Genomic DNA, 26,340 nt, shown 5'->3' with positions numbered 1-26,340 from the left:
ACCCGGCGGCGCGGGGGCGGGCCGGCGCGGGACCCGGCGGCGCCCGGCGGCCGTTTACGATGGGTGCACCATGTCCCCCCAGTCCGAGACCCCCAGCCGGCTGTTCCCCGACGGCGGCCCCGCGGCCGACCCCGCCGGGGAACACTTCGAGCGGCGCATCCGCAGCTTCCAGCCGCGCCGCAGCCGCGTGACGGCCGGGCAGGCCGACGCCATCAGGCGACTCTGGTCCACCTGGGGCTTCGACGTCGACGGGCAGCGGGTCCTCGACCTCGACGCGATGTTCGGCGCGGTGCCCGTCGTGCTGGAGATCGGGTTCGGCATGGGCGAGACGACCGCCCGCATGGCCGCCGCGGATCCCGGCACCGGCCTGCTCGCCGTGGACGTCCACACCCCGGGACAGGGAAACCTCCTCGCGCTCGCCGAGCGCGAGGGGCTCACCAACGTGCGCGTGGCCAACGGGGACGCCGTCATCCTGATGCGCGAAATGCTGGCGCCCGCGTCGCTCGCCGGGATCCGCGTGTACTTTCCCGACCCCTGGCCGAAGAAGCGCCACCACAAGCGCAGGCTCGTCCAGCCGGAGTTCCTGGACCTGGCCGCCACCCGAATGGCCCCGGGCGCCGTGCTGCACTGCGCGACCGACTGGGAGCCGTACGCCGAGCAGATGCTGGCCGTCCTGGACGAGCACGATGCGTATCAGAACACGGCACCCGGCGGCGGCTTCGCCGAGCGGCCCGCCCACCGGCCGCTGACCCGCTTCGAGGGCCAGGGCCTCGACAAGGGGCACGTGGTGCGTGACCTGCTGTTCCGGCGAAAATGAGCCCGAATGGGGCCGAAGGCGCCATCGCCGTTGTCAGTGACCCTCGTTAGGGTCAATACGTGAGCGAATCGACCCCGCAGTTCCTTCAGCCGCGGCCTGCGATGCGCCTCGGCGGCCGGTCACTGCGAGAGCGGGGGCGCGCGCTGGCGCGGCGCCGCGGGGTGCGGATCGGTGCTCTCGTCACGCTGCTCACACTCTGCGGCCTCGTCATCCTGGCGCTCGTGCGCGACCAGACGGGCACGGAGGGGTTCTTCGTCGGGCTCGCGCTGGCCATCGCGCCCGTGCCGGTGCTGGTGGCCGTCTTCCGCTGGGTCGGCCGGGTGGACCCGGGCCCCTGGTCCAACCTGGCCTTCGCGTTCGCCTGGGGTGCGTGCGCCGCCGCGCTCATCGCGATCATCGCGAACTCGTTCGCGACGCAATGGCTGACGACCGCCACGGCCGACCCCGCGGGCGCGCAGTCCCTGGGGGCCACGGCCATAGCGCCCGTCGTCGAGGAGAGCGCCAAGGGCACGGCCGTACTGCTGCTGTTCCTCTTCCGGCGGCGCCACTTCACCGGCGTGGTCGACGGCATCGTCTTCGCCGGCTTCACCGCCACCGGCTTCGCGTTCACGGAGAACATCCTCTACCTCGGCAACGCCTTCGGTGAGGACAAGCTGCTGGGCGGCACGGGGATCGCCTCGTTCACGGTGGCCACGTTCTTCGTCCGGATAGTGATGTCGCCGTTCGCGCATCCGCTGTTCACCGTGCTCACCGGCGTCGGTTTCGGGCTGAGGACCCTCGTCGGCGGCCGTCACGCGAAGGCGCTGCGGGTGGCGGCGCCGCTGACCGGGCTGCTCCTGGCCATGGGCATGCACGCGCTGTGGAACGCCTCGTCGGGGTTCTTCCGGCCGTTCGGCTTCTACATCGTCTACGCCCTGTTCATGGTGCCCGTGTTCGGCCTCGTCACGTGGCTGACGATATGGGCACGCCAGCGAGGCCTGCGGATGGTCTCCGACGTCCTGCCGGCGTACGTGGCGGCGGGCTGGCTCGACCCGGCCGTGCCCTGCGCGCTGTCCTCGATGCGGGCCAGGACCATGGCACGCGACTTCGCGGGCCGCACGTACGGCACCTCGGCGGCGAAGGCCGTCACGGAGTACGGGCGGCACGCGACGGCCCTCGCCGCCCTGCGCCGGCAGGCGGAGCGCGGGGCGGTGCCGGCCGCCGAATTCGCCGTGCGCGAGCGCGAGCTGCTGGCCCGAATATGGGAGCGCCGGGAGCCGGCCGGGCACGCGCTGCTGCACGCGGCGCGCGCCACGGGCCGGGTCTGGGCGCCGCCCCCGTATCTGGACCACTCGGGCTTCAACCCGTACCGCCTCTAGCCCCGCTCGCGAGCCGACTCCGGGTGTCCTCAGGCGGACGCCGTCGTCAGCTCCGCCATCTCGTCGTCCGTCAGGCGCAGGTCCTGCACCGCGAGCAGCGCGGGCAGCTGTTCGAGCGTGCGGGCCGACGCGATGGGCGCGGCCACGGTGGGGCGCTGCGCCAGCCACGCCAGCGCGACGGTCGCGACCTCGGCGCCACGCGCCTGCGCCACGCCGTCGAGCGCGGCCAGCACCTTGCGTCCCCTGTCGGTCTCCACGTAGGCGCCCGCCCTGCCGGAGCGCACGCTCTCCACCTGGGTGCCCGGCCGGTACTTGCCGGTGAGGAAGCCCGCGGCCAGCGAGAAGTACGGCAGCGTGCTCAGGCCGTTGTCCGCGACGACGTCCTGCAGCGGGCCCTCGTACGTGTCGCGGGAGACCAGGTTGTAGTGCGGCTGGAGCGCGACATAGCGTGCGAGGCCCTCGCGCTCGGAGAGGGCCAGGGAGGCGGTCAGCCGCTCCGGGCTGATGTTGGAGGCCCCGATCTGGCGCACCTTGCCCTCCCTCACCAGCGCGTCGAGCGTGCCGATGATGTCCTCGACGGGGACGGACTCGTCGTCGAAGTGCGTGTAGTACAGGTCGATGTGGTCGGTGCCGAGCCTGGTCAGCGACAGTTCGACGGCGGCCCTGATCGTTTCGGGCGCGAGGCCCTTGTACTCGGGGTGGTTGCCGACCTTGGTCGCGATGACGACGTCGTCGCGGTTGCCGCGCGCCGCCATCCACTTCCCGATCAGCGCCTCGGAGCCGCCGCCCTTGGACCCGTCCGCCGCCCGCCCGTACGAGTCGGCGGTGTCGACGAAGTTGCCGCCGCCCGCCGCGTACGCGTCGAGGACGTCGAACGTCGTCGCCTCGTCGGCGCTCCAGCTGAAGACGTTGGCGCCCAGGCAGAGAGGGGAGACGGTCAGGTCGGAGGGGCCCAGCGGGCGTCGATCGGTCATGCCTCCATTGAACCCGCAGGCGGCAGCGCCCGCGCAGCCCCCTCCCGCCGGCCGGTCAGGGGGTGTGGCCGTGCGCCTCGAGCCAGGGCCTCGGGTCGATCGCCTTGCCCGCGGCCGTGTGGACCTCCAGGTGCAGGTGCGGCCCCGTCACGTTGCCGGTGGCGCCGACACGGCCGATGACCTCGCCGGTGGTGACTTTCTGCCCGGCCGACACGAGCATCGACGACTGGTGGCAGTACCAGAGCTCCTCGCCGTCGTCGAGCTTCACGACCGTGCGGTACCCGTAGGCGCCCGCCCAGCCCGCCGACACGACCGTGCCGCCGTGCACGGCCTTGATCGGCGTGCCCGTGGGGGCCGCGAAGTCGAGGCCTGTGTGGTAGCCGGACGACCACATCGAACCCGGCTCGCCGAAGGTGCCGGTGATCCTGTACGAGGAGACGGGGAGCGTGTAGCTCTTCGCCAGCTTGGCGAGGCGCTCGGCCTCCGCCTTCTTCTTCGCCTCGGCGGCGGCCTTCTTCTTGGCCTCTTCCGCCTTCTTGTGCGCCGCGGCCTGCTGCTTCTCCGCCTCGGCGTGCGCCTTGGCGGCCGCCTGCTGCTCGGCCTGCTGCTGCGCGGTGTCGTCGGCGGCCTGCTGCTGCGCCGCGGCCTGCTCGAGTATCCGCGCCCGCAGGGCCTCGCCGGCGTCCGTGGAGCCGTGCTTGAGGTCGGCGGTGGTCATGCCCGCCGTGGTGAGCGGTTCGCTCGCGAGGACATCCTGCGGCGAGGCCTTCTTGTCCGGCACGATCGACCCGACGACCGGGATCGACGCCACGCTCTGCGGGATGTGGTCCGTGATGGCGTCGGGCACGGATATGGAGACGGGCGGCTTGCCCTGGGCGGCCGCGACCCCGCCGGCCCCGACGGCCGCGATGACGCCGACGCCGAGCACGGTGGAGCTGCGGGCAAGGCCGCCGCGCTGCTTGACGACGCGGTGCTTGCCGCGCAGCGGGGAGATCGAGGTGGCCGACCCCTCCTCGGCCGAGAAGGCACCCCACGCCTTCTCCTCCTCCTCGGACAGGCCCTCGTCGAACGCCGGGCCCTCGTCGAATGCCGGGCCGTCGTCGAATGCCGGGCCGTCGTCGTACGCGGGCCCGGCCGGCGGGGCCGCCTCCTCGGGGAAGGCGAACGCCGGGGCGGCGTAAGGGCCCTGTGCGTGGGCCGGTGCCTGACGCGGCGCGAGGCCCTGGTTGCCGTAGCCGTACCCGCCACCGTTGCCCTGGCCGCCGCCGTATCCGACCGCGGGGGCGTGTGATCCGTACGTCCCGGGGTAAGTCTCCATGTGCGGACCGCCGTTGTACGCGGTGGCGTTGTACGCCGCGCCTTCGAACGGGGCGGCAGCGCCGAAGGGGCGTGTTTGGAACGGGGGTTCCGGGGCAGGCTTGTTGGACGCCACGAGGGCGACACTCCTTTCCTTCCTTCTCGCCTACCGGGTTAGCTGACGGGTTCGGAGCAGGAAGGTCTCCTACGGGTGCGCCCGGCCGCCTCAGCGGTGGCAGGTAGCGCCCGATTCACCCCAATGGTTGGTTCCCCGGTTCCCTCGCGGGATTCGGCGCACGCGCACGGAGCCGCCTCTGGCGACGGCTGGGACGACCGCGCTGCGTTATCGAACGTTAATAGAGATCCGGTCGTTATTCCAAGCCGTTCCCGGTGATCGTTTAACGACTTCGCATCGGATCAACCGGGACAGAACCAGGCGGATTGGGGCGAGTTGACCCGCCCTCAGCGTGCCGGTCACCCCCGCCGAGGCCGTCGCGGACGCCGCGCCGCGCAACCGCACTCCACTCGGCCGTGCGGAGCGCTCGCGAACGCTCACGCACGGTGACACTCCCGGGTTGCCCACGGCCGGGACTCAGAGCGGCGGCACGACGCTCATGATCCTGCGCCGTTCCGGTTGCCCCTCCGCCGGCCTGCTCACCGCGAGCAGCGCCATGTCGTCGCTGCTGCCGCCGCCCGTGTGCACGCGTACGTCCCCCACTACGGCGTCGAGCATCTCCTCGGGTCCCGGGAAGATCCGGCCGTCAAGACGCGCGGCCGGGTCGTAGAAGACGCCGTCCTTGTCCCGCGCCTCCGACAGGCCGTCGGTGTAGAACAGCAGGGTGGCGCCCGGCGGATAGGGGCGCTCGTCCGCGCGGTCCGGCCAGGAGCCGATCTCCGTCATGCCCAGCGGCAGCGCGAACTGGCCGGGGTCCAGCGTGTGCACCGTCCCCGAGGGTTCCAGCAGCATCGGCTCGGGGTGGCCGCGGTTGACGAGCCGTACGACGCCGCCGCTGTGCGGGACCTCGGCCAGCACGGCCGTCGTGAACGACTCCGACGAGTCGCGCTCGGCGCGCCGCGTGCCCTCACGCGTCAGCGCGCGGTCCAGCCGGTGGGCGACGCCCTCCAGCGTGCGCTCCTGCTCGGCCGCCTCGCGGAACGCGCCCACGAGCACGGCCACCGTCTCGACGGCGTCCATCCCCTTGCCGCGCACGTCGCCGACGATGAGACGCACCCCGTGCGGGGTGTCCTGCACGGCGAACAGGTCGCCGCCGATGAACGCGTCCTCCTGCGCCGCCTCGTACCGCGCCGCGATGTGCAGTCCGCCGATCCGCTCCGACGGCTGCGGCAGCACCGCGCGCTGCGCCATCTCGGCGATGATGCTCGCGGATGCCAGTCGCTCGCCGCTGAGCCGCACGATGCGGTTGATGCCCATGGCGAGCACCGTGACGGTCACCACGGTCAGCAGGTCGCCCACCGCCTCGGGCCTGGCGAGCGTGCCGTCGTCGTAGCGCAGCAGCACCTCGCACGCCAGCCCGGTGAGCCCGGTGACGAGTGTGCCGAGGAGCCCGAAGAACGGGGCCGCCACCATCGGGGCCGCCGCGAAGAAGGGGGACGCGGTGAAGCGGGTCGGCGTCAGCGCGTCGAAGACGACACCCACGGCGATGACGATGACGGGCAGCCAGAACATGACCTTGTTGGGGCGGGGACTCGCCGCCACCTCGCCGCGGGACGGCTCGCCGTCCCGGCGCGCGACCCAGTCACGCGCGATGCGCACACCACGCGAGCCCTTGCCGCCCCTGCGGCCGCGCGTGTCGCGCCCCGACTTGCCCACGAGTGGCCTCTCCTGCCGGTCTCCTTGAGGCTCGGACGGTACCCCGCCCCTACCAGGCTGGCCGCCGCGGCGCCGGGCGGCGAATCGCCGTCGACCGACTGGCGTACGAAACACACCGAAGGCCCGGATCCATGGGATCCGGGCCTTCGGTCTCTGAGTAGCGGGGACAGGATTTGAACCTGCGACCTCTGGGTTATGAGCCCAGCGAGCTACCGAGCTGCTCCACCCCGCGTCGGTGAGTACAACACTACGCCATGCGGACCAAGATCGTCACCACTGCGGGGCGGCGGCCGCCGCGACTACGCGGCCGGCACCACGTCGGCCTTCACCGCGGCCGCCCACTCGACCAGCAGCTCCTGGTAACGCTCCTGCTCGGCAGGGGTGAGCGTGGCTCCGGCCCGCGCCCACAGGGCACGGATACGGGCGTTGACATCGGCGGCCGAGCGCCCGGAACCAGGCTCGTCGACGGTGTCGGACAAGGAAGCGAACATGGGTACAAGACTACGGGCCGCCACTGACAGTCGGCGGAGCGTACGGGGCCCGTGGGGCCACGTGTGATACAGGACACGTGGGGGGTCACCGCGTCGCGTAATCGTGCGGCGGGCCGCCCTGCCACTCCACCCACCCCGGGTCGTCGAGCAGGTCGCCGGCGTCGGGCAGCCCCGCCCTGCGCAGGAACTCGACCAGGTCGCCGTCCGAGTGGGCGAGACCCATGATCTGCCCACGGACCGTCACCCGCCGGCCACCGGTGCCCGAGGCCCTGTGCACGACGATCGGTGCGTCACTCATAAGGCCAAGCGTGCGACGAACCGGCGCGCTCCGCAGCCTCCTGGGCGCATTCCTTTCCCAGGAGCACCGCGGCGCCGGGCGGGAGAAGTAGGCCGTGTGGGACTTGAACCCACAACCAACGGATTAAAAGTCCGCTGCTCTGACCAATTGAGCTAACGGCCCGCACGGCGAAGCATAGTCCGACGCCGGCACGAGACGTGCCCGAGCCCGGGGTCGCGGACACCGGCCGCGGCCGAGCAGGGAGCGCGGCCGTCAGAAGCGCTTGTAGAGGTCCGACAGGATCTGCTTCGTCCGGCTCGCGGACTCCGCGTGCGCGACCATGCGGTCCATGGCCTCCTTGTGCTCCGCGACCTCGGTCACGTCGTCCAGGTAGAGCGCGCCCGTCAGGTACTCGACGTAGACGATGTCCGGCACCTCCGGCGCTTCGAACCGGAAGAGCACGAACGACGTGTAGGTGCCTGGGTGGTGGCCCGCCGAGAGCTCCGCCATCTGGAGCGTCACGTTGGGCAGTTCCGCCATCTCCAGCAGGCGGCCGATCTGGTCGCGCATCAACTCGGGCGTGCCGACGGGCCGCAGCAGCACCGTCTCGTCGATCACCGCCCAGTACGTGGGCGCGTCCTTCCTGGTCAGCAGCGCCTGGCGGCGCCCACGCAGCGCCACGTGCCGTTCGACGCGGTCCGGGTCGAGCCGGCCGATCGCGCCCGTGCGCAGGATCTCCCGCGTGTACTCCTCCGTCTGGAGGACGCCGGGCACGAAGTGCGGCTCGTACGTGCGGATCGTCTTCGCGGCCTCTTCCAGGCTGACGTATCCGCTGAACCAGCCGGGCAGCACATCGTGGAAGTGCTGCCACCAGCCGGGCTTGTTGGCCTCCTCGGTGATGTCGAGGAACGACTGGACGCCGGCCGCGTCGACCCCGTACGCGGGCAGCAGCACCTGAAGGTACGGGATCTTCAGCGCGACCTCGGCGGATTCCATGCGCCGGATCGTCGCCACCGTCACGTGCAGCAGCTTCGCCGCCTGCTCGCGGGTGACGCCCGCCCGCTCCCGGAGCCCGCGCAGCTGCCTGCTCAGAACGAGCTGCCCTATGGTCGGGGCGGACCGGGCCTCACTCATGATCCGTATCCCCCAGTGCTGGCATGGTGGCAGTCTGCCACAGGCGGGAGAACGCGCGTGCGGGACCACTCGCCCCGTTTTGCCCGTATTCGTGATCCGCGTCGTGACCCGAACCGTGTCCCCCCGGGCGCCTCATGCCGGGGACGGCTGCCTCGCCCGGCCGTGTCCGGCTCCCTTCAGGAACGTCAGCCCGTACACCGACGCCACGGCCGCCATGATCCCGAAGCTCGGCGGCAGCGTGGGCACCGCGTAGCTCAGCCCGAGCCCCGCCCACATCTCGGCGAGCGCCAGTCCCGCCGACAGCGCCAGGCCGCGGAACGGGCGGTCGGTGAGCCGGGCCGCCGCGCCCGCGGGGGCCGCGAGGAGCCCGAGCAGCAGCAGCGACCCGACCGCCTGGGTGGCCTCCGCCGCACACGCGCCGACCAGGACGAGGAAGACCAGGCCGAGCAGGCGTACGGGCACCCCGCGCGCGGCGGCCACCGCCTCGTCCACCGACGCGAACAGCAGCGGGCGGGCGATCAGCAGCAGCACCGCGCAGACGGCCGCGGCCACCAGTGCCGCCGTCAGGGCCTGCCCGGCCGACAGGCCGAAGAGCGACCCGAACAGGACGGACACCCCCGCGCCGCCGTTCCCGGCACTGCGCGAGGTCGTGTAGAGGGTGAGGAAGAAGGCGCCGAGCCCGAGGATCCAGGCGAAGACCGACCCGATGGCCACGTCGTCCGCACGGCCCCCGCGTCCGATGGTGCCGATCAGCAGGGCCACGGCCACGGTCGCGGCGAACAGGCCGAGCCTCAGGTCGTAGCCGCCGGCCAGTGCGGCGAGCGCCCCGGTGAAGGCGACGTGGCTGAGCGCGTCGCCGGTGAACACCTGCGCGCGCAGCACGAGGAAGTACCCCGTAAGACCGGCGGCGAGCGCGATCGCGGACCCGGCGAGGAAGGCGTGCAGGAAGTACGGGTGCGTGAACGCGGCGAACCAGCCGCTCCCCGCCCCCGCGGCCAGTGCGTGCGAGGCGAGAGTGCCTGCTGCGAGGGCGTGCGCCGTCATGCCGCACCCCCCGCGGGCAGCGGCGCCGGGGCCGGGCGCGCGATCCGCTCGCGTGCGTACCGTCCGCCGCGCGAGAGTACGTACGCGGCGAAGGCGAACGTCGTCACGTAGAACCCCACCGGGTAGGGCGAGTAGTACGCGACGGTGAGCCCCGCCCACGTCACCGCGACCGCGATCAGGACCGCGAGCGCCAGGCTCGCCGCGGGCCGGGCGCTCAGCGCCTGCGCCGCGGCCGCCGGCATCACCAGCAGGGCGAAGACGAGCAGCGTCCCGGTGATCTGGCTGGCCTCGGCGGTCGCCGCGCCCAGCAGGACGAGGAAGAGCGCGGACAGCGCACGCACCGGCACGCCGCGCCCGGCCGCCACGTCCGGGTCGACGGACGCGAACAGCAGCGGCCTCCCGACGGCGGCGAGCACGGCGAGGACCGCGGCGGTGACCGCGAGCAGCAGCCACACCTGACTGTTCGTGATGCCGAGGAAGCTGCCGAACAGCAGGGACGTCAAGCCGCCGAGCAGGCCGTGGTACAGCGTCGTGAACAGGAATCCGCAGGCGAGGAGGAAGGCCTGGACCGTGCCGGTGACCGCCGACTCGTGGCCGCCCGAGGCGCGTCCCCCGCGCGGCATGGCGGCGATGACGAGCGCGGCCGCCACGCAGAACGCGAAGTAGCCGTAGCTCACGGACACGCCGAGCAGGGCGGCGCATGCGGCGCCGGGGAAGCCGACCGTGGCGACGGTGTGGCCGGCGAAGCTCTGCCGGCGCAGCACCATGAACCACCCCATGGCCCCCGCGCAGACGGCGACGAGCGTGCCCGCGCGGAAGGCGTTCACCATGAAGGGGAAGGCCCACATCCCCCGCAGGTCGGCCACCGGGTTCCAGGACCATACGGGCAGCGCGCCCGCGGCGAGCAGGACGTCAGGCACGGCGCTCGTCCCCCCGGACGGGCGGCGCCGACGGCGCGGGGCCTGCCGCGACGGTAAGGGCGTCGCGGGGCGCGGGCACGGCGGACCCGCCTCCGCCGTCCGCGTGCCGGTCGACGTGGCGGGCCGGCGCCTCCGGCTGGCCCACCACCACGAGCCGGCCGTCCGACGTGGCCAGCACCTCGATCGGCGTCCCGTACAGCCGCGACAGCGTGGCGGACGTGATGACGTCCTCGGGCCGGCCGGTCACCGCGCCGCCCTCCGCGAGGTACACCACCCGGTCGAGGTGCGCGAGTATCGGGTTGACGTCGTGCGCGACCATCATCACCGCGACGCCCTCCTCCCGGCAGATCCGGCCGATCAGCGCCGCCACGGCGGCCTGGTTCGGCAGGTCGAGGCTGTCCAGGGGCTCGTCGAGCACGAGGAGCCGTGGGCGGCGCACGAGCGCCTGCGCGATCAGCAGCCGCTGCTGCTCGCCGCCCGAGCACTGGCCGATCGGGCGGTCCGCGTACCCCTCGGCGCCGACGAGCCCGATCACCTCGGCGATACGTGCCGACGCGGCCGCGGCCCCACGGCGGAACCTGGCCGGCAGCGGCAGCCCCCACCGGTCGCCGTCCCAGCCGAGCCTGACGATGTCCGTGCCCCGCATCCGCAGGGACGCGTCGAAGCTGCGGCGCTGCGGCAGGTAGCCCACGCTCGCCCCGGCGCGCCCCGGCGCGGCGCCGAGCACCCGCACCTGCCCCGCGGCCGGCTGCCTGACGCCGAGCACCACCTTGACCAGCGTCGACTTGCCGACGCCGTTCGGCCCGAGCACGGCGACGAACTCGCCCGGGCCGACGTCCAGATCGACCCCGGACCACAGGGTCCTGCCGCCGACGCGCACGGCGGCGCCGCGCAGCGACACCACGGGCGGCGCGGCGGGGTCCGCGACGGCACGGAGCGGCGCAGTGTCAGCCGCGGTCATTTCTCCTGCCCCTTGCCCGTGCCCTTCGCCAGCGCGGCCTTGATGCCCTTGAGCTGGCGCACCTGCCAGTCCTGGAAGGAGGCGCCCGCGGGCGTGAGCGTCTCGGTGACCGTGGCGACCGGGATGCCCGCCGCCTTGGCTGCCTTGACCTGCGCCCGCACGTCGGGCGTGGCGTTCTGGGAGTTGTAGACGTAGGCCTTGATCTGCTTGTCCGCGATCTGCCGGTCGATCGTGGACTTGTCCTTCGCGGTGGGGTCGGTGCCCTCGCTGATCGCGTCGAGGAACGACTCGGGGGTGAGCAGGTCGAGGCCGAGGCCCTGCGCGAGCGGCGCGAAGATCGATTCGGAGGCGCCGACCGGCGTGCCCTTGTAGGCAGCCTTGATGTCGGCGATCTCCTTGTCGTAGGGGGCGAGCGTGGTGTTCTCGAAGGTGCTCTTGAGCCGGTCGAAGTCGGCGGAGTCGGCCGGGTCGAGCTTCTTGTAGTCCGCGGTGATGCGCTCGATGACCTGATGGACGTCGTCCGGCGAGTACCAGCGGTGCGGGTTGCCGTCGGCGGGTACGCCGACGAGCTTGCCGACGTTCAGGTCGGTGCGGCCCTGCCCGGGCTGCGCGGCGAGCAGTTTGCCGGCCCATGAGTCGTAGCCGACTCCGTTGACGAGGGTGAGCCGCGCACCCGCGACGGCGCGCGCGTCGGCCGCGGTCGGCTCGTAGTCGTGCGGGTCGGCGGCGGGGTTGTCGATGATGCTCGTGACCTTCACGTGGTCGCCGCCCAGCTGGGAGGCGATGCTGCCCCAGAAGTTCTCGGCCGCCACGACGGGTATGCGGGTGCCGGCGCTCTTCGCGGCGGCGGCGGAGGCATCGGACGAGCCGCCGCCCGCGCCCGGGGAGGTGGAGCAGGCGGCGACGGACAGGGCGGCAGCGGCGGCTATGGAGCCGAGGGCGAGACGGGAGGCATGGGCGTTCATGACCGCAACGCTAAATGAAAACGACTTTCAATACCAGGCACCCTCGTGCGGATATGAAAATCATTGCCGTTTCGTGATACGAGCAGGGCATGGGCAGGAGGCAGCGCGAGGCGAGGAGCCGGCGAGGCAAAGAGAGGGGCGAGGAGAGGTGGGCCGTGTGGGACTCGAACCCACAACCAACGGATTAAAAGTCCGGAGCTCTGCCAATTGAGCTAACGGCCCCTGTACGGCACACCGAGCATAGTCCGGCGGGCCGTTGCGGCTTCGACGGCAGCGGGCCCGCCCCACCGCGAAGGTGGAGCGGGCCCGCCGTCAAGCCGGTACCGCGTCAGTCGTCACCGCGTCAGCCGTTGCGCTTCCAGCGCGGCTTGTCGTCGCGGCGGCCGAACGAGCCGGCGCCGCCGCGGTGGTCGTCGCGGCGACCGTACGGGCGCTCCGACGAGCCGCCGCGGTAGCCGCCGCCCGACGGGCGGTCGTCACGGCGGTCGCGGTTGAACGGGCGGTCGCTGCCGCGGTGTTCGCGGTGGTCACGGCGGTCGAAGGAGCGCCCGCCGCGATCGCCCTGGCGGTCGCGGTTGAAGCCGCCGCGGTCGTCGCGCCTGTCGCGGTTGAAACCACCGCGGTCGCCGCGGTCGTCACGGCGCTGGAACCCACCGCGGTCGCCACGGTCGCCACGCTCGCCGCGGTCGCCACGGTCACCGCGGTCGTCACGGCGGAAGCCGCCGCGGTCGTCACGGCGGTCGCGGTTGAACCCGCCACGGTCGCCGCGGTCGTCACGGCGCTGGAACCCGCCGCGGTCGCCACGCTCACCGCGGTCGTCACGGCGGAAACCGCCACGGTCGCCGTCGCCACGGTCGTTCCTGCGCTCGAAGTTGCCGCGCTCGTCGCGCCGCCGGCGCTGGCGCTCCGCCTCGGCGGCGGCGGCCTGCGCCGCGGCCTCCTCGATCGCGCGCTCGGCCTCGGCCGCCACCTCGGCGACCGCTGCCTCCGGGTCGTCACCGCGCTCGCGTGCTGCGCGCGCCACCAGGCGGCCCGCCTCGTCGCGCAGTTCGGCCGCGCGGCGCTGTGCGCGCTCCAGCTGCTTCGTCAGGTCGGCGACTTCGCGCTCGGCCTGCTTGGCCGAGTTGTTCGCGGAGTCGGCCTGCACCTCGGTGAGCGAGCGGGCGCCGGTGATCTCGGCGACCTCCGGGTCGAACGCGCCGGCGCCGCCCACCATGTGACGGGAGGCGTCGACGCCCGCGTCCTCCATCAGCCGGAAGATCTGGCGGCGCTGGTGCGGCAGCGCGAGGGAGACGACGACGCCGGACTTGCCGGCGCGCGCCGTACGGCCCGAGCGGTGCAGGTAGTCCTTGTGGTCGCCGGCCGGGTCCACGTTGAGCACCAGGTCGATGCCGTCGACGTGGATGCCGCGCGCGGCGACGTCGGTGGCGACCAGCGCGTTGACGTAGCCGTCCTTGAAGTCGGCCAGCGTGCGCGTCCTGGCGCCCTGCGTCATGCCGCCGTGCAGCGCGTCCGCCTTGACGCCGGAGTCGCGCAGCTGCTCCGCGATCCGGTCGGCGCCGAGCTGGGTGCGGACGAAGATGATCGTGCGGCCCTTGCGCGCGGCGATCGCCGCCGTCACGGGGGCCTTGTCCTTCGGCTTCACCACGAGGACGTGGTGCGACATGGTCGTGACGTTGCCCTGGGCGCTGTCCACCTCGTGGCTGACCGGGTCGGTCAGGTAGCGCTTGACCAGGGTGTTGATCTCGTTCTCCATGGTGGCGGAGAAGAGCATCCGCTGGCCGCCCGTGGGCACCAGGTCGAGCAGCTCGGTGACCTCGGGCAGGAAGCCCAGGTCCGACATCTGGTCGGCCTCGTCGATGACCGCGACCTGGATCTGCTCCATCGAGGCGGCGCCGCGGTTGATGAGGTCGCGCAGGCGGCCCGGGGTGGCGACGAGGACGTCGACACCGCGCTCCAGGGCGTAGATCTGGTTGCCCATGGACGTACCGCCGCAGACGACCTTCATCTTGAGGCCCAGGACGTCGCCGTACGGCTGGAGGGCGTCCGCGACCTGCATCGCGAGCTCGCGGGTCGGCGTGAGGATGACGCCGCGCGGCTTCTTCTTCTCGGTGCGGCCGCCGGACAGTGTCGCGAGCAGCGGCAGGCCGAACGAGAGCGTCTTGCCCGAGCCGGTTCGGCCGCGGCCCAGGATGTCCTTGCCCGCGAGCGCGTCCGGGATGGTCGCGGCCTGGATCGGGAAGGGGCTGGTCACGCCGTTCTGCGCGAGCTTGCGCACGATGGACTCGGGCAGGCCCAGGTCGGCGAAGCTGGGCTCGGGAGCCGCCTCGGCCTCGGCGGGCTCGACAGGAGCGGTGGCGGTGGCGGGCTCGGCGGCGGCGGGCGCCTCGTGGCCGTCGTTCTCGTGACCGTCGTTCTCGGGCATGACGGCCTGGTCAGTACTGGAAACGGACATGCGAAATGCGAAACCTTCCGGAGTCTCGGCACGCGCCCAAACTCCGTGTTTCACCTATCGACCGCCTCAATGCGGTCAGCCACGGTAAGGGAGAGTACGCGCCACACGGCGCTCTTCCTTTTCGGCGCCGGGGAAATGATCAAACGATCTACTACCATACGCAGCCCCCGGCACCTGAGGCAAATCGGTTCCGGGAGACGCCGCTCACACCACGCCCACCCGCCCTTCCACGCCCGGCTTCCCCGACGACTCGGGTGCCGCGCGCGTCACGCGGGCCCCAACTGCGGTGACGCGGAAGGCTCCTTGCGCATCCCCACGCCGTCGCCCGGCGCCAGTGCCGTCGTCCGCACGTCGGCCGCGGGCGAGGCCGAGGGCGGCGCCGCACTGCCTGACGGGTCGCCACCTCCCGTGTCCCCGCCCGTCCCACCACCGGAGCCCCCGGCGGGCGGGCCGTCCGTCGGCGCGGGCGGGTCGCTCGCTGGCTGACCACCTGGCGGCCCGGCAGGGCCGCCAGAACCGCCAGAACCGCCGCCCGCCTGCCCGCCGGCCGCGCCGCCGCCGTGGTGGCGTGGGCGGTGGTGGTGGCCCCCGGCCGTGACCACGGGCGTCGGACCACCGGCCGCGGACGGATCGGCCGAGGCGCCCCCGGCGTCCTTCGCGCCCTTCCCCTTGGCGTCCTTGCCGTCCTTGCCCTTGCCGCCCTTGCCCTTGTCCGCGCCGTCCGACGCTCCGTGGCCCGTTCCTCCCCCTCCGCCTTCGCCGCCGAGCACCGCACGCGAGCCCGCGCGGCCGTCGGGCCCCGCCGCGGCACCCTGCCCCTTCGCGGAGTGGCCGGGTGCGGGGGCGTCGGCGGCGCCGCCGACGCTCATGCAGCCCGCGGACGCGGCCACGGCCAGCGACGTGGCGACCCACACGGCGACGCGCCGCGCGACGCGCCCGTGCCCCGGCACGCTGCGAGGGGCGCCGCGGGGAGCAGAGGCGGAAGGGGACGACTGGCGCACGAGGGCACCTCCGGGACGGGAGCGGGGCGGGTCGCCCCTCGCGGGCGCGGTCTGACCACGAGGGGCGGTGGGCGGTACGTCGCCCTGTCCAACGGGCATGGCCCCGTCAGGACACGCCCCGGCGTAGCCCGCGTACGCCCGCCGTCGCGCCCGCCGCCGTACGCCACCCGCTCACGCGGCCGGGACGGGCGCCGGGCGGGGCTCAGGCGACGGATGCGGGGGGATGCGCGCCGGTCGCGCCCCGGGTGAGCGCACGTTCGGCACGGGCGAGTCCGCGTACCGCCTCGGCGAGTCGCTCAGGAGGGAGCGTGTACGGCAGCCGGACGTTGCGTTCGAACGCGCCGCCGATCCCGAAGCGCGGTCCGGCCGCGATCGCCACTCCGTGGTCGGGGGCGATCGCCGCCAGCCGCGAACTGATCGGCTCGGGGAACGTGGCCCACAGCGTCAGGCCGCCGGCCGGCTGCGGCGCGCGGACATGCGGCAGGTGCTCGTCGAGTGCCCGCGCCAGCGCGTCCCGCTGGTCCCGCAGCTGCCGCAGGGTCTCGCGCCGCGGGGTCGGGCGTTCGTCGAGCAGGACCGCGGTGGCCAGCTGTTCGACCACGGGGGTGCCGAGGCCGGTGGCCGGGCGCACCTGCTCGACGCGTTCGAGGAGGGCGGGGGTCGCACGGATCCAGCCGATGCGCAGGCCGCCCCAGATGCTCTTCGACACCGAACCGACGCTGATCGCGTCGGGCATGTGGACGGCGAAGGGCGCCGGTGCCTCCCCCTCCAGAGCCAGCTCGGCCATGGTCTCGTCGATGATCGTGGGACAGGGGAGTACGAGCTCGCGGCGCACGCTCGCGGGCATGAGCAGGCCGGTCGGGTTGTGGAAGTCGGGGATCAGGTAGGCGAGGCGCGCGGCGCGCGCCGCCTCGCGCAGCTGTGTGGCGTCCCAGCCCGCAGGGGTCATGGCGACGGGCAGCGGCCGGGCCCGCACGTCCAGGAAGGTCCTGATCGCGTGCGGGTAGGTCGGGTGGTCGATCACCACCCTGTCGCGCGGTGACAGGAGGGCTCGCGCCAGCAGGGCCAGCGCGTGCTGCGCGCCATTGGTGATCATGATCTGGTCGGACGAGGTGGGCAGTCCGCGCCGCCCGTACCGGCGGGCGACCGCCTCGCGCAGCTCTCTGATGCCGTAGCGGTCGTAGCCGTGCCGCTCGAAGTGGCGTGGCAGTTGCTCCAAAGCGGTCGCGAACGCGGCATGGAGGATTTCGGCGGGTGCGGACGGCGCGGCCAGGGACAGGTCGATGATCGACGGGCCTTCGGCCGCCCGTCGTCCGGTCGGCGGGTCACCCGGCAGCCGGACGGTGGCCCTGGCGCGCGGCCGGGTGGCGAGGTACCCGTGCTCGACGAGGGTGCGGTACGCGGCGCCGACGGTGGTCCTGCTGGTGCCGAGCACGGTGGCCAGATCCCGCTCGCTCGGCAGGGCGGCGCCGATGAAGAGGCGTCCGTCCAGGATCAGCAGCCGTAGCCGGTCGGAGAGGCGCCGGTGCCCCGGCCCGGGGCCCTCCTGCCAGCTGCCCAGCATGCCGGCGACCGCGTGCGAACTGACCTTCACCGGACCAGCGTAGCCGATCTGGCTATGGAATCAGGGTCCAGATGGCCCCAGGGTAGACCCCATGGCACCTCTCGCTCGCCCCGCACGCTCTCGCCGCGACCGTCCCGTGCTCCCCCGCATGAGCGCCCTCGCCCAGATTCGTGCGGGCCGGACGACCCGGCGGATCCTCCAGCTCCTGACCGGCCTCGTGGGGTACGGGGCCGCCGTGATGATGCTGGTCAGGTCCGGGCTCGGGGCGACGAGCTGGAGCGTGCTCGCCGAGGGCACGTCGCACGCGACCGGCATCTCCTTCGGCTGGGCGACGAACATGATCTCGGTCCTCGTGCTCCTCGCGTGGATCCCGCTGCGCGAGCTCCCCGGGCTCGGCACGCTCCTCAACGTGGGCATCATCGGCTTCACCGCGGACGCCACGGCGGCCGTGCTCCCGGAGCCGCACGGAGCGCTCGGCCGGGCGGGCTACCTGCTGCTCGGTCTGCTCGCGCTGGCCTTCTTCGACGCGCTCTACCTGGGCGCGCAGTTCGGGTCGGGACCGCGCGACGGCATCATGACCGGGCTCGTGCGGCTCACCCGGCTGCCCGTCGCCGCCGTCCGTACCGGGATGGAGGTCGCGGTCGCCACCGCGGGCTGGCTCCTGGGCGGCACCGTCGGGGCGGGCACCGTTCTCATCGCCCTGTGCGTGGGGCCCCTCGTCGGCTTCTTCCTGCCGCGGGCAGCCGTCCGATTGCCGGCCGCTCCCGCGCACCCCCGGGGCGAATCGTGATCGCGGGTACGCCCGCGGCGAGGGTCACCCGTACCCGAGCGCGTGCAGGCGCGCGTCGTCGATGCCGAAATGGTGTGCGATCTCGTGCACCACGGTGACCTCCGTCTCCGCGACCACGTCCGCGCGGGTCGCGCAGAAGCGGAGCGTCGGGCCCCGGTAGACGGTGATGCGATCGGGCAGCACCCCTGCGTACCACTCGCCGCGCTCGGTCAGCGGCGTCCCCTCGTACAGGCCGAGCAACTCCCGGTCGGACGAGGGCGGTTCGTCCTCCACGAAGACCGCGACGTTGTCCATCAGCCGGGTCAGCTCGGGCGGTATGCGGTCGAGCGCCTCGGCCACCAGTTCCTCGAACTCCTCGCGCGTCATCTCCAGCACCCGGCCATTGTCGCCGGGGCCGGGATGCGGCGCGAGGGGCCGCGGGAGCAGGCGAAACCGTTTTGGCGATAGCTCAGCGCATCGCCTATGCTGCTCCCGTCCCCCGTCGCGCCCGATGGCGCCCGGCACGGCCCGTAAGCCCTCATCGTCTAGTGGCCCAGGACGCCGCCCTTTCAAGGCGGTAGCACGGGTTCGAATCCCGTTGGGGGCACTGCGCACACAGTCCCCCTGACCGACGCGGAATCCGGTCACGGGGACTCTTTGCTGCTGCCGCCGGACGGCAGACGAAAGCGCCCGTGCCCTGGAGCGGACACGGGCGCCACATCACTCGCCTGCCAGCGGTGTCAGCAGTTGCGCACGCTGGTGGGAGCGGTCTTCTTCGGGCTGTCGTACGGGTAGTGCATCGGGCGGCCGGTCTTGGTGCTCGGAACCCAGGTCGTGCCGCCGGGGTAGTAGAACGTCGGCTTCGCCCCGCCGGTCTGGTAATTGTCGAACCAGGTGGCGACGCCCGGGATGTTCCAGCGCTGGCAGACGTAGAGCGCCTTCCAGTGGTACTTGCCCGAGGAGTCCTTGTAGTGGATGCACAGGTCGCCCGTGTAGCACGTGAACGACGCGGCGGCCGGCGTCGAGGCCTCGGCCGTCGCGGCGGTGAGGCCGGTCAGGCAGAGCGCGGCCGCGGCGGCCGCGGAGGCCAGTCGGGCAGGCGTACGAAACCTCATGCGATTTCCCCCTTGTGGTCGGAATTGCTGGCGGATCGCACTCTGGCAGGCGCCGGAGCGGACGCGTAAGGCGTTTCGGGATGGGCCGAAACCCCGGTGGCGGCGCGCCGGGCGACGCCGGGCGTCGTTGACGCGTACACACAACAGGCCTATATACGAGGAAAGTTGGTTGACCGAGTCGTGATGGCCGAGGCCACTCGCCGGTTGCGGTGAGTTGTCCCGGACGGGGGAAGGGACTGGGGGAATGCTGCGGATCCATTTCACGGGGGAGGACCTTCGGAAGGTGCGCGTGGCACCGGGGCCGGACGCGATGTGGGAGACCGTCCTCGCCGTGCAGCAGCTGGCGGGAAGCGGGCCGCTTCCGCCGGCATTCGGCCAATGGCGCCCGCGGGCCCTGGCCGACCTGGCGGAGCGGCAGCTGACGGCCGCGGGCAGGCTGCTCGCCGCACTCGCGCCCGCGACGGCCCGTGACTTCCCCGACTTCCTCACGCCGGGCGAAGCCGTCGACGGTCTCGAGGCCGGCCTCGACGGGCTGCGTGGCACCGCCCCCGACCGGCTGCGCAGGGAACTGGGCTGGCTGTGGCGTGATCGTCGCCCCACACCGTGGATGCGCGGTCTGGCGGCCAGGAACCCCGAGCGGATGGACGAACTGACCGGCACGTTCAGGGCTCTGCACGCCACCGTCGTCCAACCGGACTGGGTGCACGCGACAGCGGGCGTGGACGAGGACCGCCGGTTCCGGGCGACGACGCTGGCCGACGGCGGCGTGGACGCCCTGCTCCAGTCGCTGCGCCCGCTGGCCGCGTGGAGGCCGCCCGTACTGGAAATGCGGTACCCGAGGGAACGCGACCTGCATCTGGCGGGGCGCGGCATCCGGCTCGTGCCCTCGTTCTTCTGCTGGCGGACACCCGTGGCCCTGGCGGACCCCGCCCTGCGGCCGGTGCTGGTGTACCCGATCAGCCATGAGACGGCGACCACCCGGCCACCGGCCGATTCCCGCCCGACCGCCCTGGCCAAACTGGTGGGACGGACACGGGCCCGGGTGCTGGCCGCCTGCGAGAAGGGCATCACCACCGGCGAACTGGGGCGCGCACTCGGCGTGTCGGCGGCGTCGGCGAGCGAGCACGTCAAGGCCCTGCGTGCGGCAAGTCTGGCCAGCAGCCGACGCGACGGCGGACGGGTCGTTCACGTCCTGAGCCCGCTGGGCGTCGCCCTGCTCCACGGCCGCCTGCCCGCTTCATCATCGTGAACGTCTGTACGTCTGGGATTCGCGCGACGAGTCGATGGCGGTTGCCGGAAAATGCGTCCGATGGCACCGTACGTTATTCTGTACGTTATGAAGACGATGAGTGTCACCGAACTGCGCGCGGGTATCGCCGACGCCCTCGACGCGGTGGAGGACGACGCCGAGGAGCTCGTCATCACCCGCGCCGGCCACGAGCCCATGGTCGTCGTCTCCCTCGCCGAGTACGAGGCGCTGAAGGAGACCGACTACCTGCTGCGGTCGCCCGCGATGGCCGAGCGCCTGCGCAGGTCGGTCGAGCAGGACCGGATGGGCCGCGGCACGGTCCGCGAATTGGTCGACCCCGACGACGGGGCCGGACAGGGCGCCGCGTGAAGGTGCGGTTCCTCGACGATGGCTGGGACGACTACGTGTGGTGGCAGGCGAACGACCGCAAGCTGCTGAAACGGGTCAACCAGCTCATCGCCGACATCGACCGCAACGGCCACGAGGGGATCGGCAAGCCCGAGCCGCTGCGGAACGACCTCTCCGGGTACTGGTCGCGGCGCGTCAACTCCGAACACCGGCTGGTGTACCGCATCGACGAGGACGATGCCATCCACGTCGTGGCCTGCCGCTTCCACTACGACCGCCGATGAGGACGCGCCCGACCGCAGGCGGCGGGCCCGGTCCAGAGGCCGACAAACGAGGCACCGGCCGCCGCATGAGACCAGGCGTCGCCCCCGTGAGCCCGGGTTCGCGGCTGCACAGGTCAGCCACTCCGTGCTGACACGTCGGCACCGGACCCGGATCGAGGAGGATGCAGCAGGACGCAGGCGGACCCGAACAGGGGTATTCATCCGACTTCCGCGCGTTTCCGCGGGTCAGGCAGGTAACGATGTCGGGTTCGAATCCCATTGGGGCACTCTTGCACCCCTATCGTGAGCCCCAGGGTGTCCAGGCACGGGAGGCGGCATGTCAGCAGGTCCGCCCGACACACCAGGTGCCGACCTCCCTGAGTTCCTGAGCTGGGACGAACTCCAGAAACTTCCCGAGGACATCGCGGCCGCGATCGAGCTGTGGGAGCGCAAGGTGGTCCGGAACCGGCGCGGGCCCCTGGAGCACCAACGCTTTGCCGTGCGTATGCGCAACGCCCTCGAAACCGGCGCCCGCCGGGCCATGCAGGGGAGACGCAAACCGCGGCCGGCGGGCCTGCGGTGGCCCCGTCCGCATGGATCTGGAGGGGCTGGCGGCGCTCGGTGTCGTCAGCGCAGATGATCACCTCACACCGGACGGCTCCCACGCGTTGCCCTGGCGGACGCCGCACGTGTGCTCTTCCTCGCTCGTGATCCGGTAGTCGCACGGCCCGGGGCCGTGGAGGGCCAGGGTCTGCATCGTATGGTTCCCGGAAGCCGACCAGCGGGCCGCCCGACTGGGCTGATGGGCCATCGAGTCCCGGTACTACCCTTCCGCAGGAGGCTGGAGAGGACCCACGCGGTCAGGCTCAACGGCCGACTGGCAACGGGCGGCCGGATGCCGGAGGGCCGGGGACGGATCTGCCTCAGCACCACATATCAATCACATGCTGAGGATTATCTCCTGATCATGTTGCGCAAGTATGTGGATACCTTGTGCGGGTTCCGCGCGGAGGTTCGTATGTGCCGGAGCGTCCCCGGACGTTCCCAGTACCCGTCCGAAAGGCCACACGTGAGACCGACCCATACCGCCCTGACCATCGCTGCCGCCGCCCTGGCCCCGGCGCTCCTGTTCGCGACCCCCGCGTTCGCCGCGGGCTTCGCCGCGACGCCCTCGGCGTCCGCGGTCTCGGCGTCCGCGGTCTCGGCGTCAGGCACGGACGGTTCGACCACGCCGGTCGACGAGATGTCCGACGACGACGTCCGGGTGGCGATCTTCCGCATCCTCGCCGACCCGGACACCGGCAAGTCCGTCCACGCCGCCGCACAGGCTGCCCTCGAAGGCACCATCGAGGACCAGCGCACCTTCCTGGAAACGGGCTTCACGCAGGCCCAGTTCGAGGACGACAGCGTCGCCGTCTTCACGATCCTGGGCCACGCGCGGGAGAACAACGACAAGGCGGTCATCAGGGAGGCGGACAAGGCCCTGGAGATCGACACCCCCGAGTCCGTACGCACCTTCCTCGAGACTGGCTACCGCCTCGCCCAGGCCGAGGACGACAGCGTCGCCATCTTCCACATGCTCGCCGACCCGACCATCAGCGACGCGCTGCGGACGGCGGCGCAGAAGGCCCTCGACGACGGCTCGCCGGAAGCGCTGCGGTACTTCCTGGAGCACGGCCAGTACGAGGTCGACGCTTCCTGAGAAGCTCTGCCGTCCGGGGGTTGTGCGCCCGGTGCGGGGAGGGCGATTCGACCGCTGCCGCGCCGGTGTATCACCCGGCGCTGCGGGCTTGTAGTGTGCGCCATGTGGAGGAGCTGTGTTTCCGGGGGAAAGACCAGTACCGCCCGGACGGGTATCAACTGTCCCTAATAGTCAGCCTACTGGCCATTGAGAGCGTCGCTTTGCTCCAGCAGACGGGCATCAAGATCTTCTGCTGGACACTGGGCGGGACAGTGGTGGCCGCCGGTCTCGGCTTCCTGTTCGCGCTGAGCAGCAGGACTGAGGTCGGGGCGGCCGGAATCACCATCCGCAGGGGCTTCGGGCACGGCCGTACCTACCCCTGGCGGGAGATCCGGTGGATCGAAGTGCGGGAGAGCAGGGGGCAACAGGGGAGCGCGCTCGCGGTGCGGATCACTCTCGCGAACGGCCGCCGGCGCATACTGCCCGCGATCCACCGCAGCAGGCTGTACCCGGGACCGCACTTCGAGTTGCATTACGCGAAGGTCGTCGGCTGGTGGAGGGCGAAGACGGAGCCGGCCGCCCGCATCCAGCCGCCGCCGAGGTGATGGGCGGCCGCGCGCTCCACGAGCTACCGATCACCGCAGCGGCCGTCGATCGCCACGCTGTCCCTGGCCTGGAAAGCGCCCGTCTACGGCGCGGCGGATACCGGGGCGGCCGTGTTCAGCGGGTCCTCCGCGTCCTCAACGGCCGGGGTTGGGCTCCTCTGCCGCGGCGGGGGCGACGGGTTCCTCAGCAGCCGGGCAGTCTCGCGAACGCGGTCACCGCTGCTCGACATCTCCACGGCCGGCAGGCGCGGCGAGCTGATGGGCATCGTCGGCCGGTGGATCGACGGCTGCGCGAAGGCCGGGTTCGACGCGGTGGCGCCCGACAGCCTCGCCTCGTACCAGCGTTCTGACGGGCTGCTCGACGCGACGGACGCCGTCGCCGTCGCCTTCGCGAAGCTGCTGGTGCGGCGCGGGCACCGCGACGGCCTGGCCGTGGCCCAGAAGAACACCGGCGAGCTGCTGGGCAGGCACAAGGAGATCGGCTTCGACTTCGCCGTGGTCGAGGAGTGCCGCACCCTGTCCGTCACGCTGCGGGACAGGGACGTCGTGCCCGCGGGCGCCCCTGGCCATCGCGACGAGCGCTGCTGAGGCCCCCGGCCGTTCAGGGCCGCCGTCAGGCCGGTGGCAGCCCCGGCCCCGGGTGGCGCGCGCCCCGCGGGGCCGGCGCGGGCGCCGTCAGCGACGGCACGCCGCCCTCCTCGGCCTCCGCTGCCGCCGCGATGTTGCGGACCATCGCGCCGAAGATCAGCGCGTGGAACGGGTAGACGCTCCACCAGTAGGCCTGGCCGAGGAGGCCGCGGGGCCGGAACAGCGCGAGCTGGCGGTAGACGGTGCGGCCGTCGGCGTCCGTGTCGGCGCGCATCTCAAGCCAGGCGAGCCCCGGCATCCGCATCTCCGCGCGCAACCGCAGCAGCCCGCCGCGTTCGATCTCCTCGACCCGCCAGAAGTCCAGCGAGTCGCCGACCCGGAGCCGCTCGGTGTCCCGGCGGCCGCGCCGCAGCCCCACGCCGCCCGCGAACCGGTCGAGCCAGCCGCGCACCGCCCAGGCCACGGGCATCGAGTACCAGCCGTGCACCCCGCCGATGCCCTCGATCACCCGCCACAGCGCGGCCCGTGACGCCACCACCGTGCCCTCGCGCGCGTCCGTGTAGAGGCTGCCGCCCGCCCAGTCCGGGTCGGTGGGCAGCGGGTCGCTCGGCGCGCCCGGCACGGACGCTGACGACCAGCGCGTCGAGACCTGGCCCTGCCGCACCCGCCGCAGCGCGAGTTCGACCGCGCGGTCGAGCCCGTACGGGTGGCCCGGCGGGTCGGGCACGTACCGGACGATGTCGTGCTCGGCGCACACCACCTCGTGGCGCAGCGACTCCGTCAGCGGCCTGGCGAGGCCGGCGGGGACGGGTGTGACGAGGCCGACCCAGAGGCTGGAGAGCCTCGGCGTCAGCACGGGCAGTGCGACGATCAGCCGCCTCGGCAGGCGGGCCACGCGCGCGTAGCGCCGCATCATCTCGCGGTACGTGACGACGTCGGGCCCGCCGATGTCGAAGGCCCTGCTGACGTCTGCGGGCAGTTCCGCCGCGCCGACCAGGTAGCGCAGCACGTCGCGTACGGCCACCGGCTGGATGCGGTTGGAGATCCAGCTCGGCGTGACCATCACCGGCAGCCGCTCCGTCAGATAGCGCAGCATCTCGAACGACGCCGAGCCCGAGCCGATGATCACGGCGGCGCGCAGCACGGCGGTCGGCACGCCCGACGCCAGCAGGATGCGCCCGATCTCGGCGCGCGAGCGCAGGTGCGGCGACAGCTCGCGCTCCGGCACCCCGGCGGGCGTGAGCCCGCCGAGGTAGACGAGGCGGCGGACGCCCGCAGCGCGCGCCGAGCGGCCGAAGACGCGGGCGGCTTCCCGGTCGGTGTCCTCGAAGTCCTTGCCGGAGCCGAGTGCGTGCACGAGGTAGTACGCGATGTCGACACCGTCCATGGCCGCGGCGACGCCCGCCTCGTCGGTGACGTCGCCCTTGACCACCTCCACGTCGCCGGACCACGGGTGGTCGCGCAGTTTCTCCGGCGTCCGCACGAGGCACCGCACCGCGTACCCGGCCGCCAGCAGCTCGGGCACCAGCCGGCCGCCGATGTAGCCCGTCGCGCCGGTCACCAGGCAGAGCGCGCCGCGCCCGTCCCTCTTCGCCTCGGCGTCCACCGCGCCGCCATCGCCCGCTGCGCCGCCATCGCCCGCTGCGCCGCCATCGCCTGCCGCGCCGCCATCGCCTGCTGTCCCCACGTCCGCACCTCCGCGCCTCGGTGTCGTGCCTGATCCGCTTCCGCTGCCGTGCGTGTGCCCGTGTTCCAGCATCCCCCGCCAGGGCGGCTCCCGCCGCTCGCGGGACGCGGCCCCGCATCCGCCGCGCCCCGGCCACCGCGTCGTGCGAGGCCGCGCCGCGCCGCCCTGGCAGGATGGCGACGGTCCCGGCCTGCCCCAGAAAGGCGACGCGCATGGCAGTCATCCACCACGACACCACGCTGACACCGACGAAGCTCGAACTGCTCACCGCCTGGCTGCCGGGACGCCCGTGGTTCCTCGCCGGGGCGGACGCGCCCGAGCTCGCGAAGGCCGGCGGCTTCCGGCTCGACGACCCCGCGGGCGAGGTCGGCATCGAGTTCATGACCGTCACGGACGTGTCGGGGCCGCTCCCCGTCGCCTACCTGATCCCCGTGACCTACCGCTCGGCGCCGCTCGACGGCGCGGGCCACGCCCTCGTCGGCACCACCGAGCACGGCGTGCTCGGCCACCGCTACGTGTACGACGGCGTCCACGACCCGGTCCTCGTCGAGCAGCTGTACGCCCTGCTGCGCGGCGAGGCCGAGCCGCAGGCGCAGAGCGCGAGCCACACCGCCGATCCGACCGTCACCAGCCACCGCGTGCGGACGGCGCTCCCGGTTGCCGTGCCCGGGGCGGCACCGGCCGCCGTGGCGGACGGTCCCGGCGGCTCCGATGTGCGCGTGCCGACGGGGGACGGCACCTTGACGCTACGGGTCCACCGCGTGCTCGAACCGGAGCAGGACACGGCGGACGGGGGGCTGCCCGGGGGTGTGCTCGGCCGGGTCACCGCCGGCTGGCGCGCACCGGACGGCGCCGCCTTCCGCGGCAGGTACGCGTCCCTGCTCGACGCACGACCGCAGGCGCGGCCGGGCGCATAGGGAGCGCCCCCGCGTTCCGCATCGCACCGC

General features: G+C 72.8%; 26 protein-coding genes, 4 tRNA genes and 1 riboswitch. Of the genes, 11 read left to right on the top strand and 19 right to left on the bottom strand.

Annotated elements, in window-relative coordinates; translation table 11 throughout:
- The first annotated feature begins 70 nt into the window (after positions 1–70).
- Both trmB and IH48_RS0120095 read left to right on the top strand, forming a co-directional pair.
- Complete coding sequence (trmB, locus tag IH48_RS0120100) at positions 71–817, top strand: tRNA (guanosine(46)-N7)-methyltransferase TrmB (protein ID WP_030906169.1); 747 nt, start codon at positions 71–73, stop codon at positions 815–817.
- Between the two features lie 59 nt (positions 818–876).
- Positions 877–2,175: a PrsW family intramembrane metalloprotease gene (locus tag IH48_RS0120095; protein ID WP_078849875.1), complete on the top strand. Its 1,299-nt coding sequence runs from the start codon at positions 877–879 to the stop codon at positions 2,173–2,175.
- Between the two features lie 29 nt (positions 2,176–2,204).
- Here the strand turns inward: IH48_RS0120095 and IH48_RS0120090 are convergent, their stop codons facing one another.
- The 16 genes from IH48_RS0120090 to IH48_RS0120015 all read right to left on the bottom strand — a co-directional run bounded on the left by IH48_RS0120090 (position 2,205) and on the right by IH48_RS0120015 (position 17,118).
- Complete coding sequence (locus IH48_RS0120090; RefSeq protein ID WP_030906163.1) at positions 2,205–3,149, bottom strand: aldo/keto reductase; 945 nt, start codon at positions 3,147–3,149, stop codon at positions 2,205–2,207.
- A gap of 55 nt (positions 3,150–3,204) precedes the next feature.
- Positions 3,205–4,206, bottom strand: a complete 1,002-nt coding sequence (locus tag IH48_RS33500; protein WP_051840232.1) for a M23 family metallopeptidase — start codon at positions 4,204–4,206, stop codon at positions 3,205–3,207.
- Between the two features lie 387 nt (positions 4,207–4,593).
- Positions 4,594–4,750: riboswitch (cyclic di-AMP (ydaO/yuaA leader) on the bottom strand.
- 287 nt (positions 4,751–5,037) lie between these two features.
- On the bottom strand, positions 5,038–6,276 hold the full coding sequence (locus IH48_RS0120080) for a PP2C family protein-serine/threonine phosphatase (protein WP_078849874.1): 1,239 nt from the start codon (positions 6,274–6,276) through the stop codon (positions 5,038–5,040).
- Between the two features lie 158 nt (positions 6,277–6,434).
- Positions 6,435–6,508, bottom strand: a tRNA-Met gene (locus tag IH48_RS0120075).
- Between the two features lie 67 nt (positions 6,509–6,575).
- A complete protein-coding gene (locus tag IH48_RS0120070) occupies positions 6,576–6,767 on the bottom strand; it encodes a hypothetical protein (protein WP_078849873.1) in 192 nt (63 codons plus the stop codon).
- A gap of 85 nt (positions 6,768–6,852) precedes the next feature.
- Entirely contained in the window at positions 6,853–7,065 is a 213-nt protein-coding gene (locus IH48_RS0120065) for a hypothetical protein (protein ID WP_030906152.1), read from the bottom strand.
- 88 nt (positions 7,066–7,153) lie between these two features.
- A tRNA-Lys gene (locus IH48_RS0120060) sits at positions 7,154–7,227 on the bottom strand.
- Between the two features lie 90 nt (positions 7,228–7,317).
- Positions 7,318–8,178, bottom strand: a complete 861-nt coding sequence (locus tag IH48_RS0120055) for a helix-turn-helix domain-containing protein (protein WP_030906149.1) — start codon at positions 8,176–8,178, stop codon at positions 7,318–7,320.
- Between the two features lie 132 nt (positions 8,179–8,310).
- Positions 8,311–9,222: a metal ABC transporter permease gene (locus tag IH48_RS0120050; protein WP_078849872.1), complete on the bottom strand. Its 912-nt coding sequence runs from the start codon at positions 9,220–9,222 to the stop codon at positions 8,311–8,313.
- A complete protein-coding gene (locus IH48_RS0120045) occupies positions 9,219–10,142 on the bottom strand; it encodes a metal ABC transporter permease (RefSeq protein ID WP_051840187.1) in 924 nt (307 codons plus the stop codon). The genes IH48_RS0120050 and IH48_RS0120045 overlap by 4 nt, the downstream gene beginning before the upstream one ends.
- Complete coding sequence (locus IH48_RS0120040) at positions 10,135–11,103, bottom strand: metal ABC transporter ATP-binding protein (RefSeq protein ID WP_078849871.1); 969 nt, start codon at positions 11,101–11,103, stop codon at positions 10,135–10,137. Before IH48_RS0120040 ends, IH48_RS0120045 begins: the two co-directional genes overlap by 8 nt.
- The gene (locus tag IH48_RS0120035; RefSeq protein ID WP_030906139.1) at positions 11,100–12,068 is read right to left on the bottom strand and encodes a metal ABC transporter solute-binding protein, Zn/Mn family; all 969 of its coding nucleotides are present in this window, start codon (positions 12,066–12,068) and stop codon (positions 11,100–11,102) included. Before IH48_RS0120035 ends, IH48_RS0120040 begins: the two co-directional genes overlap by 4 nt.
- Positions 12,069–12,217: 149 nt before the next feature.
- Positions 12,218–12,290 (bottom strand) — tRNA-Lys (locus IH48_RS0120030).
- 121 nt (positions 12,291–12,411) lie between these two features.
- Positions 12,412–14,523 (bottom strand): DEAD/DEAH box helicase, encoded by a 2,112-nt coding sequence (locus IH48_RS0120025; RefSeq protein ID WP_030906136.1) that lies wholly within the window; start codon positions 14,521–14,523, stop codon positions 12,412–12,414.
- Between the two features lie 266 nt (positions 14,524–14,789).
- The gene (locus tag IH48_RS0120020; RefSeq protein WP_030906132.1) at positions 14,790–15,473 is read right to left on the bottom strand and encodes a hypothetical protein; all 684 of its coding nucleotides are present in this window, start codon (positions 15,471–15,473) and stop codon (positions 14,790–14,792) included.
- Positions 15,474–15,726: 253 nt separating this feature from the next.
- Complete coding sequence (locus IH48_RS0120015; protein WP_030906129.1) at positions 15,727–17,118, bottom strand: PLP-dependent aminotransferase family protein; 1,392 nt, start codon at positions 17,116–17,118, stop codon at positions 15,727–15,729.
- A 61-nt stretch (positions 17,119–17,179) separates the two neighbouring features.
- Here IH48_RS0120015 and IH48_RS0120010 point away from each other — a divergent pair, with 61 nt between their 5' ends.
- Positions 17,180–17,878: a YczE/YyaS/YitT family protein gene (locus IH48_RS0120010; protein WP_030906126.1), complete on the top strand. Its 699-nt coding sequence runs from the start codon at positions 17,180–17,182 to the stop codon at positions 17,876–17,878.
- A gap of 24 nt (positions 17,879–17,902) precedes the next feature.
- Here the strand turns inward: IH48_RS0120010 and IH48_RS0120005 are convergent, their stop codons facing one another.
- Positions 17,903–18,253: a metallopeptidase family protein gene (locus IH48_RS0120005; RefSeq protein ID WP_030906123.1), complete on the bottom strand. Its 351-nt coding sequence runs from the start codon at positions 18,251–18,253 to the stop codon at positions 17,903–17,905.
- A 138-nt stretch (positions 18,254–18,391) separates the two neighbouring features.
- Here IH48_RS0120005 and IH48_RS0120000 point away from each other — a divergent pair.
- A tRNA-Glu gene (locus IH48_RS0120000) sits at positions 18,392–18,464 on the top strand.
- A 133-nt stretch (positions 18,465–18,597) separates the two neighbouring features.
- On the opposite strand, the gene IH48_RS0119995 is transcribed toward IH48_RS0120000, so the two are convergent.
- The gene (locus IH48_RS0119995; RefSeq protein WP_030906121.1) at positions 18,598–18,972 is read right to left on the bottom strand and encodes a hypothetical protein; all 375 of its coding nucleotides are present in this window, start codon (positions 18,970–18,972) and stop codon (positions 18,598–18,600) included.
- Positions 18,973–19,261: 289 nt separating this feature from the next.
- Between IH48_RS0119995 and IH48_RS0119990 the strand changes: the two genes are divergently transcribed.
- The 6 genes from IH48_RS0119990 (at position 19,262) to IH48_RS0119960 (ending at position 23,706) form a co-directional block, all read left to right on the top strand.
- Complete coding sequence (locus IH48_RS0119990) at positions 19,262–20,221, top strand: ArsR/SmtB family transcription factor (protein WP_234434319.1); 960 nt, start codon at positions 19,262–19,264, stop codon at positions 20,219–20,221.
- A gap of 78 nt (positions 20,222–20,299) precedes the next feature.
- Positions 20,300–20,590 (top strand): type II toxin-antitoxin system prevent-host-death family antitoxin, encoded by a 291-nt coding sequence (locus IH48_RS0119985; protein ID WP_078849889.1) that lies wholly within the window; start codon positions 20,300–20,302, stop codon positions 20,588–20,590.
- Positions 20,587–20,853, top strand: a complete 267-nt coding sequence (locus tag IH48_RS0119980) for a Txe/YoeB family addiction module toxin (protein WP_030906112.1) — start codon at positions 20,587–20,589, stop codon at positions 20,851–20,853. The genes IH48_RS0119985 and IH48_RS0119980 overlap by 4 nt, the downstream gene beginning before the upstream one ends.
- 1,048 nt (positions 20,854–21,901) lie before the next feature.
- Positions 21,902–22,534, top strand: a complete 633-nt coding sequence (locus IH48_RS0119970) for an ALF repeat-containing protein (RefSeq protein ID WP_030906110.1) — start codon at positions 21,902–21,904, stop codon at positions 22,532–22,534.
- Positions 22,535–22,734: 200 nt separating this feature from the next.
- Entirely contained in the window at positions 22,735–23,118 is a 384-nt protein-coding gene (locus IH48_RS0119965) for a PH domain-containing protein (protein ID WP_158710329.1), read from the top strand.
- Between the two features lie 111 nt (positions 23,119–23,229).
- Positions 23,230–23,706 carry an endo alpha-1,4 polygalactosaminidase gene (locus IH48_RS0119960; RefSeq protein ID WP_051840184.1) on the top strand — a complete coding sequence of 159 codons (477 nt, stop codon included), beginning with the start codon at positions 23,230–23,232 and terminating at the stop codon, positions 23,704–23,706.
- A 25-nt stretch (positions 23,707–23,731) separates the two neighbouring features.
- On the opposite strand, the gene IH48_RS0119955 is transcribed toward IH48_RS0119960, so the two are convergent.
- Positions 23,732–25,312 (bottom strand): SDR family oxidoreductase, encoded by a 1,581-nt coding sequence (locus IH48_RS0119955; protein WP_078849869.1) that lies wholly within the window; start codon positions 25,310–25,312, stop codon positions 23,732–23,734.
- A gap of 293 nt (positions 25,313–25,605) precedes the next feature.
- Between IH48_RS0119955 and IH48_RS0119950 the strand changes: the two genes are divergently transcribed.
- A complete protein-coding gene (locus IH48_RS0119950) occupies positions 25,606–26,310 on the top strand; it encodes a maltokinase N-terminal cap-like domain-containing protein (protein ID WP_030906098.1) in 705 nt (234 codons plus the stop codon).
- Positions 26,311–26,340 lie beyond the last annotated feature (30 nt).

Origin of the sequence: Streptomyces sp. NRRL F-5126 (assembly GCF_000721265.1) — a bacterium.
GTDB lineage: Bacteria > Actinomycetota > Actinomycetes > Streptomycetales > Streptomycetaceae > Streptomyces.
The sequence above is the reverse complement of the archived record's forward strand: the minus strand, read 5'-3'. Positions and strand labels throughout refer to the sequence as shown.

Bases quoted from the DNA above. Each gene is read 5' to 3' on its own strand.
- IH48_RS0120050 (WP_078849872.1), bottom strand. From the start codon at position 9,222: ATGACGGCGCACGCCCTCGCAGCAGGCACTCTCGCCTCGCACGCACTG.
- IH48_RS0120035 (WP_030906139.1), bottom strand. From the start codon at position 12,068: ATGAACGCCCATGCCTCCCGTCTCGCCCTCGGCTCCATAGCCGCCGCT.
- IH48_RS0120055 (WP_030906149.1), bottom strand. From the start codon at position 8,178: ATGAGTGAGGCCCGGTCCGCCCCGACCATAGGGCAGCTCGTTCTGAGC.
- IH48_RS0120065 (WP_030906152.1), bottom strand. From the start codon at position 7,065: ATGAGTGACGCACCGATCGTCGTGCACAGGGCCTCGGGCACCGGTGGC.
- IH48_RS0119995 (WP_030906121.1), bottom strand. From the start codon at position 18,972: ATGAGGTTTCGTACGCCTGCCCGACTGGCCTCCGCGGCCGCCGCGGCC.
- IH48_RS0120010 (WP_030906126.1), top strand. From the start codon at position 17,180: ATGGCACCTCTCGCTCGCCCCGCACGCTCTCGCCGCGACCGTCCCGTG.
- IH48_RS0119950 (WP_030906098.1), top strand. From the start codon at position 25,606: ATGGCAGTCATCCACCACGACACCACGCTGACACCGACGAAGCTCGAA.
- IH48_RS0120040 (WP_078849871.1), bottom strand. From the start codon at position 11,103: ATGACCGCGGCTGACACTGCGCCGCTCCGTGCCGTCGCGGACCCCGCC.
- IH48_RS0120070 (WP_078849873.1), bottom strand. From the start codon at position 6,767: ATGTTCGCTTCCTTGTCCGACACCGTCGACGAGCCTGGTTCCGGGCGC.
- trmB (WP_030906169.1), top strand. From the start codon at position 71: ATGTCCCCCCAGTCCGAGACCCCCAGCCGGCTGTTCCCCGACGGCGGC.
- IH48_RS0120025 (WP_030906136.1), bottom strand. From the start codon at position 14,523: ATGTCCGTTTCCAGTACTGACCAGGCCGTCATGCCCGAGAACGACGGT.
- IH48_RS0120090 (WP_030906163.1), bottom strand. From the start codon at position 3,149: ATGACCGATCGACGCCCGCTGGGCCCCTCCGACCTGACCGTCTCCCCT.